The sequence below is a fragment of the Pukyongiella litopenaei genome (genome assembly GCF_003008555.2).
In the GTDB taxonomy this organism is placed as follows: domain Bacteria; phylum Pseudomonadota; class Alphaproteobacteria; order Rhodobacterales; family Rhodobacteraceae; genus Pukyongiella; species Pukyongiella litopenaei.
On sequence record NZ_CP027665.1, the window covers coordinates 1970320 to 1982422 of the forward strand.

Sequence of the window (12103 nt, forward strand, 5' to 3'; positions counted from 1 at the left end):
GATGGTTTCGTGAAGGGGCCCGGTTGCCAGCGGCCGCGTCACCCGGAGGGCGGATCGAGACGCAGCGCCGCCACCTGCGAAGCCTGCCCGGTGGCGGCGTCGAATCCCTGCATCGGCACGGCCATCAGCAACGAATTCAGGATCGCCTCCTCGGTGGCGTCGTTCGCCGCCTGAAACAGCGGCGACATCGCGTCATTGGCCAGCCGCTCGACCCCGCCGCGCGCGGTGGAAAAGGCCAGCGCATAGTCGCCCGAGCCGTTCGACAGCGCCGCGCCGGTGCGCGCCAGCCCGCCGAAACACCGCCGCGCCAGACGGGTCAGGTTGCGCGCGCCAAGCGGCGCGTCACAGGCCAGCACGATGACGATCGAGCCGTCGGTCGCCGCCATGGCCCCCCGTCCCGCCGCGCGCCCGTCGATACGCAGATCGCCGCCGAAATTGCTCTGCACCAGCACCCCGACCGTAAACACGCCGTCCTCAACGCTCACCCGGCGCGACGCGGTGCCGATGCCGCCCTTCAGTCCGAAGGCGACGGTGCCGGTGCCCGCGCCGACGGCGCCCTCGGCCACGGCGCCCGGTCGGGCCGCCGCGATGGCCGCACCCATCTCGGCCACGGTGGGGCGGGCGGCCCGGATGTCGTTGAGCCGCGAATCGTTGGTCTCGCCCACCACCGGGTTCACCGACACCGCCCGTTCGTTGCCGGGTTGCGCCAGGGTATGGGCGATCAGCGCGTCGATCGCGCGCCCCGTCGCCAGCGTGTTGGTCAGCAGGATCGGCGTCTCGATCTCGCCCAGTTCGGTGATCTGGGTCGCGCCGGCGAATTTGCCGAACCCGTTCAGCACCGCCAGCCCCGCCGGCACCCGGTCGCGAAAGAGATTGCCGCCATGCGGTAGGATCGCGGTCGCGCCGGTGCGGGTGCGCGCGCCTTCGATCAGGGTCGCGTGGCCGACGCGCACGCCCGCCACGTCGGTGATGGCATTCAGCGGACCCGGCTGCAGGGTGCCGATCCGGATGCCCAGGTCGCGGGCCCGGCCGCTCATGCCGGGCACGCCGCACTGCGACGGAATGTAAACAATTGTAATCCCCTACCGGTGATTGACATTCCCACGTTAACTATCCCAACGTGGCGCCGGACTGAAAGGGAAAGACCGCGATGACCGCCTACGCCGCCGACACCATCCTGCACAATGGCACGATCTGGCGCGGCCATGCCGAGGGCACCTGCTCGGCGCTGGCGATCTGGCAGGGGCGCATCCTGGCCACCGGCGACGACGACGCGATGCAGGCGCTGCAAGGCCCCGGAACGCGGATGATCGACCTTGGCGGGCGCTTTGCCACGCCGGGGCTGAACGACGACCACCTGCATCTCATGCCGCTCGGCATCTCGATGGGCTGGATCGACGCCAGCCCCGAGGCCGCGCCGACGCTCGCGGCGCTGCAGGAGGCGATCCGCGCCCGCGCCGCCGACACGCCCAAGGGCGAGTGGATCATGGCGCGCGGCTACGACCAGGTGAAGCTCGACATCGGCCGGCACCCGGACCGCAGCGAACTGGACCAGGCCGCACCCGACCACCCGGTGGTGCTGATCCGCGCCTGCGGGCATGTGTCGCTGGGCAATTCCATGGCGCTGGACCTGGCCGGGATCGACGAAGACACGCCAGTGCCCGCCGGCGGGGTGATCGAGAAGGTCAACGGCCGGCTGACCGGCCTGGTCGCCGAGACCGCGCAGGAGCTGCTGCGGGGCGCGCCGGGCGCACCGACCGTGGACGAGCTTGTCGAGGCCGCCGAACGCGCCGGAAAATACCTGCTGAGCCAGGGCATCACCTCGTGCATGGATGCCGCGGTGGGCATGGCCGCGGGGTTCGACGAGATCCGCGCCTATCACCTGGCCAAGCGCGACGGGCGCCTGCCGGTGCGGGTCTGGCAGGTGCTGCTGGGCGATCCCGGGCAGAACGTCGTCGACCGCTGCTTCGAGGCCGGGCTGGTGTCGGGGGTGGGCGACGACATGCTGCGCGTCGGCGCGGTCAAGATTTTCCTCGACGGTTCGGCCGGCGGCCGCACCGCCTGGATGCGCCAGCCCTACCTGGGCGATGACGGCGAAACCGGGGTGCAGATCCTGCAGGACAACCAGCTGCACGACCTGGTGCTGCGCTATCATTCGATGGGCTATCAGTTGGCCTGCCACGCCATCGGCGATGCCGCCATCGGGCAGCTGATCGGCGCCTATGAGGCGGCGCTGGCCGACACACCCGATCCCGACCGCCGCCACCGGATCGAGCATTGCGGCTTTGCCACCGCGGACGACAACCGCCGCATGAAGGCCGCCGGCATCTACCCGGTGCCGCAGCAGGTGTTCCTCTACGATTTCGGCGACAGCTACATCTCGGTGCTGGGCGAGGCGCGATCCAAGCCCAGCTATCCGCTGAAGACCTGGCAGGACATGGGGTTCCGCCCCGCCACCGGCAGCGATGCGCCGGTCTGCAAGCCCGACCCCTGGCCGAACCTCTACAGCATGATCACCCGCAAGACCTGGAAGGGCACGGTGATGGACGACACCGAATGTGTCACCATCGAGGACGCCCTGCGCGCCTATACCGAGAACAGCGCCTTTTCCCAGAAGGCCGAGCAGGTCAAGGGCCGGCTGATCCCCGGCCAGCTCGCGGATATCGCGGTGTTTTCGCGCAACATGCTGACCGCGACACCCGAAGAAATCCTGAACGACACCCATTGCACGATGACCATCCTGGGGGGAGAGATCGTGCATGAACACGCCTGAACGGGCACAACATCACAGGGAGGAAACCACAAAGATGTTCAGACAGATCACCCTCGCGGCCGCGCTGGCGGCCGGCACCGCCTGCGCGGCATGGGCCGCCGATCCGCAATCCGGCGGCACGCTGAATTTCGTGGCGCCCTACGGGTCGAGCTTCGGTACGCTCGACATCCACACATCGCCTTCGACCCAGGACGAGTTTCCCGCCAAGGCGATCCACCGCAGCCTCTACCAGTGGAATTCCGAGGAAAGCCGCCCGGAGCTGGAACTGGCGACCGAGGTCGAGGCGTCGGACGACCGCACCGTGCACACCTACAAGCTGCGCGAGAACGCGGTGTTCCACAACGGCACGCCGCTGACCGCCGATGACGTGGTCTATTCCTACGAACGTGTGGCCAACCCCGCCAACGCCTTTCCCGGCGCGCGGTATTTCTCGGACCTGGTCGGGTTCGACGCCTTCGTGAAGGGCGAGGCCGAGCATATCGAGGGGATCGAGAAGATCGACGATCACACGATCGCGCTGCATTACAACAACCCGACCGAACCGGGCTATGACCTGATGAAGACCAACGCCGCGATCTATCCCGCCGGGCTGGCGGATGATCCCGGTTTCATCTCGCACCCGATCGGGCTGGGCCCGTTCAAATTCGTCGAGAATGTCCCCGGCAGCCGGGTCGTGGTCGAGAAATTCGACGATTTCTACAAGGACGGGCAGCCCTACCTGGACAAGATCAACATCGTGCTGCTGGGTGATGCCTCGGCCCGCGACGTGGCGTTCCGCAACAAGGAAATCGACGTGTCGGTGCTCGGTCCGTCGCAATATGTCGCCTACCAGGCCGATCCGGAACTCAAGGACAACCTGCTGGAAGTGGCCGAGGTCTATACCCGCCATATCGGGTTCGATCCCGATTTCGAACCCTTCTCGAAGAAGGAAGTGCGCCAGGCCTTCAACCACGCGATCAATGCTGACCTGATCATCGAGAAGCTGGTCAAGAACAAGGCCTATCGCGCCTCGGGCTGGCTGCCGATCTCGTCGCCGGCCTTCGACAAGGACATGGCGCCCTATGCCTATGACCCGGAAAAGGCCAAGAAACTGCTGGCCGATGCCGGCTATCCCGACGGGTTCGACTTTGAAATCACCGCGACCCAGAACGAAAGCTGGGGGCTGACCATCGTCGAGGCGATCATCCCGATGCTGCGCGAGGTGGGCATCCGCGCCACCGCCAAGCCGGTCGAGTCCTCGGTGCTGGCCGAGATCGTGCCGCAGGGCGATTTCCAGGCCTTCATGTGGTCGAACCTGTCCGGTCCGGACGATTATGGCATCATGAAATGCTACTATTCGAAAACCCCGCAGAGCAGCTGCAACTATACCGAGTTCAACAATGCCGAATTCGACAAGCTGTTCGAGGCGGCGGGCGACGAAGCCGATGCCGCGAAAAAGACCGACCTGCTGCGCCAGGCCAACAACATCGTCCAGGAAGAGGCGCCGCACTGGTTCTTCAACTACAACAAGGCGGTGATGGCCTATCAGCCCTGGCTGCACGGGCTGCAGGCCAACGCGACCGAACTGGCGATCCAGAACTACGAAGAACTCTGGATCGACGACACCGCGCCCGACTCGCGCAAGTGACGCCCAACTGACCCTTTTCTCCGGCGGCGGGAACGTCGCCGGAGACGGCAAAGGACGATCCATGCTGCGCTTCACCATCCGCCGATTGTTGCAGGTGATCCCGACGCTGCTCGCCGTGGCGCTGCTGATCTTCGTGATCTTCAGCGTCATTCCCGGCAGCTTCGCCTCCAGCCTGATGGCCGACGGGCGCACCAATGCCGACCCCGAGATGATCGCCCGGCTGAACGCCGAGTTCGGCCTCGACAAGCCGCTCTATTTGCGCTTCTTCGATTATGTGAGCGGGCTCGCGCGGCTCGATCTGGGCGAATCTTTCCGCACCCGCGAGCCGGTGACCGAGGTCATCAACGCGCGGATCTGGGCCTCGTTGAAACTGTCGATCGCGGCGATGGTCTTTGCCATGGTGATCGGCATTCCGCTGGGCTTCATCGCCGCGCTGCGCCCCGGCAGCCCGCTCGATTCGCTGACCATGGTCGGCGCGGTGTCGGGCCTGTCCATGCCGCAGTTCTGGCTGGGCCTGCTGCTGATGTATTCCTTCGCCCTGATCCTCGGCTGGCTGCCCAGCTTCGGCTATGGCGGGGGCGACCTGAAATACCTGGTGCTGCCGGCGATCACGCTGGGGGTTACGCCGCTGGCACTGCTGGCGCGGACCACGCGGGCCGGGGTGCTCGAGATCATGAACGAGGATTTCATTCGCACCGCCCATTCCAAGGGCATGAGCAACGGCCGCGTGATCCGCTGGCACCTGACCCGCAACGTCATGGTGCTGGTGGTGACCACCATCGGGCTTCAGTTCGGGTCGATGATGGGACAGGCGGTGGTGATCGAGAAACTGTTTTCCTGGCCCGGCATCGGCTCGCTTCTGGTCGATTCGGTGGCGATCCGCGACATCCCGGTGGTGCAGGGCACGATCCTGGTGATCGTGCTGTGGTTCCTGCTGATCAACACCTTCGTCGATATCGTCTATGCCGCCATCGACCCGAGGATCAAGCAGACATGAGGGGGCTGAATCTCAACCTCTGGATCGGCGGGCTGATCACGCTAGCGGTGATCCTCGGCGCGGTTTTCGCCCCCCTGATCGCCCCTTTCGATCCGGTGTTCGACGCCGACCTGATGAGCGCCGAGATGCCGCCGGGGGCCGAATTCTGGTTCGGCACCGATGCCCAGGGCCGCGACATCTTTTCCCGGGTGCTCTACGGCGCGCGCATCTCGCTGACCGTGGGCGTGGTCAGCCAGATCATCAACTCGGTGATCGGGCTGTCCCTGGGCATCTCGGCGGCCTATTGGGGCGGCTGGTGGGATGACCTGGTGAACGGGCTGACCAACGTGATGCTGGCGATCCCGTCGCTGATCTTCGCGCTGGCGATCATGGCCATCCTCGGCCCCGGCCTGCCCAGCCTGCTGATCGCGCTGGGGCTGACCAACTGGTCCTGGACCTGCCGCATCGCCCGTTCCTCGACGCTCTCGCTCAAGGGGCAGGGCTATGTGCAGGCGGCGCAGACGCTGGGCTATGGCGACGTGCGGATCATGTTCACCCAGCTGCTGCCCAACATGGTCGGCCCGATCCTGGTGATCTCGACGCTCGGCATCGGCGCCGCGGTGCTGGCCGAGGCGGCGCTGTCCTTCCTCGGCCTGGGCATCCGGCCCCCCTTTCCCAGCTGGGGCAGCATGCTGACCGACGCGCGCGAACTGATCGTGATCGCCCCCTGGGCGGCGGTGTTTCCGGGCCTCGCCATCTTCCTGACCGTGCTGGGCTTCAACCTGCTGGGCGACGGGCTGCGCGACATGCTGGACCCGCATATGAGGACGCGCCGGTCATGAGCAACGAAACCCCGCTGCTGGAGTTGAAGAACCTGCATGTCGGCATCCCGACCCGGCGCGATGACGGCACGATCGTGCGCGATGTCAGTTTCTCGATCCTGCCGGGCGAGGCCTTCGGGCTGGTCGGCGAAAGCGGCTCGGGCAAGAGCCTGACCGCGCTGTCGCTGATCCGGCTGCTGAAAAAGCCGCTCAAGGTGACCGACGGGCAGATCCTGTTCAAGGGCAGCGACCTGCGCGCCCTGCCAGACCGCGCCATGCGCGATCTGCGCGGCGACCGCATCGCGATGATCTTCCAGGAGCCGATGACCGCGCTCAACCCGCTCAAGACCGTGGGCCGCCAGATCGCCGAGATGTTCGTGCTGCACCAGGGCAAGTCCTGGGACGAGGCCGGCAAGCTGGCGATCGAGGCGCTGGCCAGCGTCAAGGTGCCGGCCCCCGAGGAACGGGTGCGCGCCTATCCGTTCCAGATGTCGGGGGGGATGCGCCAGCGGGTGATGATCGCCATCGCGCTGGCCTGCGATCCCGACCTGCTGATCGCGGACGAACCGACCACCGCGCTGGATGTGACGGTGCAGGACGAGGTGCTGAAACTGATCGCCGAGCTGTGTTCGGCGCGCGGCACCGCGGTGCTGCTGATCTCGCACGACCTCGGCGTGATCGCCAACATGTGCCAGCGCGTCGGCGTGATGTATGCCGGCCGGCTGGTCGAGGAACGCGACACCTACGACCTGTTTGCCGATCCGCGCCACCCCTATACCAAGGGGCTGCTGGGCGCGCTGCCCCGGCTCGGTTCGCGTTTCGACGGCGGGCGGCGGCGGCTGGTCGATATCGACGGGCTGATCGCCGACAAGACCAGCCTGCTGCAGGAATTCTGCCACCAGCCGCGCAACCCGGTCCGCGACCCGCGCGACCGCGCCATGGCCGAGGGCACGCCATGACCCCGCCGCTTCTCGAGATCCGCGACCTGCATGTGCGTTTCCCGGTGGGCGCGCAGTTTTTCGCGCGCAACAAACGCATCCTGCATGCGGTGAGCGGTGTCGACCTGTCGCTGCAGAAGGGCGAATGCCTGTCCATCGTGGGCGAATCCGGTTGCGGCAAATCCACCACGGCGCTGGCGGTGATGGGCCTGCAAGAACCTTCCGACGGCGATATCCTGATCGACGGTGCCTCGATCACGGGCGAGAACGCGCCGGACCGGATGGCGCGCGCGCGGATCGCGCAGATGGTGTTCCAGGATCCCTACGCCTCGCTCAACCCGCGCCAGACGGTGCGCGGTTCGCTCGCGGCGCCGCTGCGGCTGCACGGGGTGCGGGCGCGTTCGGAGATCGACGACCGGATCGAGGACATCCTGCGCAAGGTCGGGCTGCTGCCGGAACATGGCGCGCGGCTGCCGCACGAGTTTTCGGGCGGCCAGCGCCAGCGCATCGGCATCGCTCGCGCGCTGATCCTTGAGCCACGCATCCTGATGCTGGACGAACCGGTCTCGGCGCTCGACGTGTCGGTGCGGGCCCAGATCATCAACCTGCTGCTCGACCTACAGGAGGCGCTGTCGCTGTCCTTCGTGATGATCAGCCACGATCTCGGCGTCGTCGAACACATGAGCGACCGCGTCGCGGTGATGTATTTCGGGCAGATCGTTGAGATTGGCCCCTGGGACGCGATCTTTTCCAACCCGACGCATCCCTACACCCGCAAGCTGATCCAGACCATTCCCGACCCCGACACGGTGCTGCACCCGGGTCGGGACCGCGATGCGCGGGCCGCGCCGGAACCGCCCGCGGGCTACCGCTTTCACCCCGAGACCACCGGGCGGCCCGATGTCTATGCCGCGCCGGAGCCGTCCGAACTGATCGAGATCGCCCCCGGCCACCTCATCCGCGCCCGCGCCGCATAGGGCTGGTCTCAGGCCGTGGCCGGGCCGCCGTTACGGTGCAGCACTCTGCCTGGCCGCGCCCCGGTTTCGGCACCGTCCTGCCAGACCGGCGCACCGTTCACGATCACGGCCGAGATGCCCCGCGCCGGGCGCGTCGGCGCCTCGAAGGTGGCGCGATCCTCGATCGTTCCGGCATCGAACAGCACCAGGTCGGCAAAGGCGCCGGTCCGCAGCACCCCGCGATCGGCAAAGCCGAACTCCGCCGCCGCGAGGCCGGTCATCTTGTGCACCGCTGTCTCGAGGCTGAACAGGCCCAGGTCGCGCGCATAATGCCCCAGCACGCGCGGGAAGGTGCCCCAGAGCCGGGGATGCGGAAATTCGTCATGCGGCAGCCCGTCCGAGCCGATCATCGTCGGGTCAAAGGCCAGGATCCGCTGCACGTCCGCCTCGTCCATGCGGAAATAGACCGCGCCGGCGGGCTGCAGCCGCGCCACCGCCTCGGCCAGGCCACAGCCCAGGTCGGCGGCGATCTCGGCCATGTCGCGCCCGGCCTGTTCGGGCATCCCCCGCGACCAGGTGACCAGCGTGCGGTCCGAAGTCTCGACGTGATCCAGCATCAGGATCGTCGACGAGGCGGCATAGGGGTAGCAATCGAGGCTGACCCGCTGTTCGCCGCGCCGCGCGGCGATCACCTGCAGCGTCTGGACCGATTGCCCGTGGCAGGCTGTCCCGGTCAGCTTGTGATGCGAAATCAGCACCTGCACCCCCAAGGCGCGGCCGATGGCAAAGGTCTCGTCCAGCGACGCCATCGTGCCTTCGCTCTCGTCGCGCATATGGGTCGCATAGAGCCCGCCCTGCGCCACCATCGGCCGGCAGATCTCGATCACCTCCTCGGTGGTCGCCGCGCGTGCCGGCGGATAGGCCAGCCCGGTGGACACGCCGATGGCGCCCGCCGCCATCGCCTCGGCGACCAGCTCCTGCATCGCCGCGATCTCGGCGCCGCTCGCCGCGCGGTCCAGATCATCCATGGCGATGGCACGCAGCGTCGTGTGCCCGACATAGGCGGCCATGTTCACCGCCGCCGGGCTGTCCCGCAGGGCGTCGAGATAATCGGCGAAACGGCGGAAACGATACCAGTCCCCGGTTGCATCCAGCAGGTCCAGCGGCGGCGTCACCGGCCCGGCGATGGGTTGCGGCATCGGTGCCAGCGAGATGCCGCAATTGCCGGCGACCACGGTGGTCACCCCCTGGCTGACCTTGGCCGCCATGCCGGGATCGGCCAGCAGCGCCCGGTCGTCATGGGTATGCGCATCGATGAAGCCCGGCGCGACGATCAGGCCGCGCGCGTCGATCTCGTGCCCCGCCCGGGAGGCGCCCAGATCGCCGATGGCGGCGATACGCGCCCCCCGCACGCCCAGATCGGCAGCCCGGCGCGGCGCCCCGGTGCCGTCGATCACCATGCCCCCGCGGATCAGCAGGTCGAACGGGTCCGTCATGGCAATGCTCCTGTCGCTGTTCCCATCCCACGCGCCCCTGTCTAGCCGGTCCCGGCTGTCCCGAGAAGCCGCATCCGCGCCCTCAGGCGCTCGTCTGGCGCCCATCTGGCGGCTAATCCGGCGCGATCACGAACCGGTTCTGCATCGCCGGATCGGGCAGGATCCGCCCGCCCCGGACCGGTGCGGAAACCTCCGAGATCGCGTGGCCCAGCCGCCGCCCGCCCCTCCAGACCGGGCAGCGGGAATAGATCACGGTGTTGCGTGCGCCATCTTCGGTGACGGCGGGGTCGGCGCTCACCACAAACAGAACCCGGTCACCGGGGCCAAGCTCGATCCGGTCCTCGTTTCCGGTCTCGATGGCGGCAGGTCCGGCCAACTGCCCGATGCGATGGGCGGGTGCGGTGCCCGCCAGCGCCGCGCCGATGATATCGCCGATCATCCCGGCCAGCGGCAGACCGGGGATCGCGTGGATCGAGTTGAACAGCAGCGCATGGCCGAAGCCGTCGCCGCGCCGCAGATCCGCGCCCAGATCGGCCCGCCCGGCGACCCGTTCGGTGTTGGCGAGCCCGATCCCGCCGGACGCCGATACCGCGACCAGTCCGAAATCCTGTTCGGGGTTTTCCCGCGCCACCGCCGCCACGGCCTCGGCCGCCGGCAGCCCTGCCGCCATCCGCGCCAGCGCATCGCGGTTGACCGGGTCGCCCGCCGCGCTGACGCGGTTGGGCAACCGGTGCCCCGAGACCAGGCCGATCCCCGCCGCACCGGACAGGAACTGCCCCAGCGGCTCGGGCCGGTTCGGTCCGCTCGAGATGACCGCCGCGCAGCGGGCGGCGAGAAATCCCGCGTCCAGCGCCAGCGACGCGACGCCGCCGTCCTGGCAGCAGACCTGGCGATGCCGCCCGCGCCCGTCGAGCACCGAAAAGACCGCGAAACCACCGATCGCGCCGCGCCCGAGGATCTCGGCCGCCAGCATCCCCCGGCGGACCGCCTGCCCCGCATCAGGCCCATATGCCGCGATCCCGATCGTCATTCCGCGCACCCCCTCTCCGCAAGGCAGCTACCTTCCTGCGCAGCGCCCCGGCCCGTGTCAATGGCACCCACTATCGCCCAAGGTCAGGACGGTTGCATCCATCGTGGTCTCAGGTGCGTTTTGGCCTTTTGCGGCGCGAGATTGCCCGGGGATGAAAACAGGATGTCGCCAACGGGCACGTCGCGGAAACCACCGTTGCAACCCTCGCCGACTGCGTAGCGCATCGCTTGCCCGGCGCGATGCAGCGCCGCCACGAAATCGGCGTGCGGTCATGTCGCCGAAAGCCCCGGTATCGTGCGGCTTTCAGGCCCGTTTGGCGAAGATTATCGTAGCGCGCGCTCTCCGAGCCCCAGGCCGCGGCCGATTATTTCCTTCATGATCTCGCTGGTGCCGGCGTAGATCCGCGCTATTCGGGCGTCGCGGAACATATGGCTGATTTCGTATTCGTCCATATAGCCCGCGCCGCCGTGGAATTGCAGCCCGGCATCGACCACGTCGCCCTGAAGCTCGGAACAGATCAGCTTGGCGGCGGCCGCGTCTTCCGACGTCAGCCTGTCGTCATTGGCCAAGACCACGCATTGATCCAGATAGGCCTGGGCCGCGTCCAGGCGTGCCCGCAGATCGGCCATGACGAAACGGGTGTTCTGGAATGCGCCGATGGGGCGGTCGAAGGCACGGCGTTCCTTTACGAAATCGAGCGTGATGTCGAAGGCCGCCTGGGCGTGCGCCAGCGACGAGATCGCGCTCATCGTGCGTTCGACTGCGAGGCATTCGGCCATGTAGGCAAAACCCTGCACCGGATCGCCAAGCAGGTTTTCCCTGGGGACGCGGACATCGTCAAAACGTATCTCGGCCGTGTCCTGCACTGGCAGGCCCATTTTCTTCAGGTGCCGGCCCCGCGAAAACCCCTCCATGTCCGCAGTCACCACAAAGAGCCCGATCTGCCCGCGCTTTTCGCCGGTTCTGGCGGCCACGACGAACAGATCGCCGATGATGCCGTTCGAGATGAAGGTCTTCGACCCGTTGAGCAGATAGTGATCCCCCTTGTCCTCGGCCCTGGTCCGGATCGCGGCCAGGTCTGATCCGGTACCGGGTTCGGTCATGGCGATGGCCATGATCACGTCGCCCGACACCGCGCCGGGCAGGAACCGGGATTTCTGTTCGGCATTGGCAAAACGGTCGAGATAGGGGCCGACAAGCATCGAGTGCGCGTTGTGGAAAAAGCCGATATCGGTCCAGCGGATCGTTTCCTCCTGCAACACCTGGTCATAGCGAATGTCGCGAATACCCGGGCCGCCATATTCCTCATCGGCCCAGAGGCACAGCCAGCCGCGGTCGCCGAACGCGCGGAAATCATCGCGATCGACATGGCCCTGTTCGCGCCATTTGCCGACCTTTTCGGCAAGGTTGTCCCTGAGCCAGCGCCGGACCTGGTCACGGAAGATCTCGTGTTCCGGTTCGAAATGGGTGCGTGGAAACGGCATGG

Annotated in this window: 10 protein-coding genes; 6 read left to right on the top strand and 4 right to left on the bottom strand. The window is 67.3% G+C overall.

Annotation, left to right across the window (positions count from 1 at the left end; genetic code table 11):
• Positions 1-38: 38 nt before the first annotated feature.
• Complete coding sequence (locus C6Y53_RS09865) at positions 39-1037, bottom strand: P1 family peptidase (protein ID WP_106472281.1); 999 nt, start codon at positions 1035-1037, stop codon at positions 39-41.
• A gap of 113 nt (positions 1038-1150) precedes the next feature.
• Here C6Y53_RS09865 and C6Y53_RS09870 point away from each other — a divergent pair, with 113 nt between their 5' ends.
• The 6 genes from C6Y53_RS09870 (at position 1151) to C6Y53_RS09895 (ending at position 8112) form a co-directional block, all read left to right on the top strand.
• Positions 1151-2773: an amidohydrolase gene (locus C6Y53_RS09870; RefSeq protein ID WP_106472282.1), complete on the top strand. Its 1623-nt coding sequence runs from the start codon at positions 1151-1153 to the stop codon at positions 2771-2773.
• Positions 2774-2807: 34 nt separating this feature from the next.
• Positions 2808-4400, top strand: a complete 1593-nt coding sequence (locus tag C6Y53_RS09875) for an ABC transporter substrate-binding protein (RefSeq protein ID WP_106472283.1) — start codon at positions 2808-2810, stop codon at positions 4398-4400.
• Positions 4401-4461: 61 nt separating this feature from the next.
• Positions 4462-5397 carry an ABC transporter permease gene (locus C6Y53_RS09880; RefSeq protein WP_106472284.1) on the top strand — a complete coding sequence of 312 codons (936 nt, stop codon included), beginning with the start codon at positions 4462-4464 and terminating at the stop codon, positions 5395-5397.
• The gene (locus tag C6Y53_RS09885; protein WP_106472285.1) at positions 5394-6218 is read left to right on the top strand and encodes an ABC transporter permease; all 825 of its coding nucleotides are present in this window, start codon (positions 5394-5396) and stop codon (positions 6216-6218) included. The genes C6Y53_RS09880 and C6Y53_RS09885 overlap by 4 nt, the downstream gene beginning before the upstream one ends.
• Entirely contained in the window at positions 6215-7156 is a 942-nt protein-coding gene (locus tag C6Y53_RS09890) for an ABC transporter ATP-binding protein (RefSeq protein WP_106472286.1), read from the top strand. The genes C6Y53_RS09885 and C6Y53_RS09890 overlap by 4 nt, the downstream gene beginning before the upstream one ends.
• Positions 7153-8112, top strand: a complete 960-nt coding sequence (locus C6Y53_RS09895; protein WP_106472287.1) for an ABC transporter ATP-binding protein — start codon at positions 7153-7155, stop codon at positions 8110-8112. The genes C6Y53_RS09890 and C6Y53_RS09895 overlap by 4 nt, the downstream gene beginning before the upstream one ends.
• Positions 8113-8120: 8 nt before the next feature.
• Here the strand turns inward: C6Y53_RS09895 and C6Y53_RS09900 are convergent, their stop codons facing one another.
• From C6Y53_RS09900 to C6Y53_RS09910, 3 genes are all read right to left on the bottom strand, one after another.
• The gene (locus C6Y53_RS09900) at positions 8121-9587 is read right to left on the bottom strand and encodes an N-acyl-D-amino-acid deacylase family protein (protein WP_106472288.1); all 1467 of its coding nucleotides are present in this window, start codon (positions 9585-9587) and stop codon (positions 8121-8123) included.
• 112 nt (positions 9588-9699) lie between these two features.
• Entirely contained in the window at positions 9700-10617 is a 918-nt protein-coding gene (locus C6Y53_RS09905) for a DUF6963 family protein (protein ID WP_106472289.1), read from the bottom strand.
• A 323-nt stretch (positions 10618-10940) separates the two neighbouring features.
• Positions 10941-12101: an acyl-CoA dehydrogenase family protein gene (locus tag C6Y53_RS09910; RefSeq protein WP_106472290.1), complete on the bottom strand. Its 1161-nt coding sequence runs from the start codon at positions 12099-12101 to the stop codon at positions 10941-10943.
• Positions 12102-12103 lie beyond the last annotated feature (2 nt).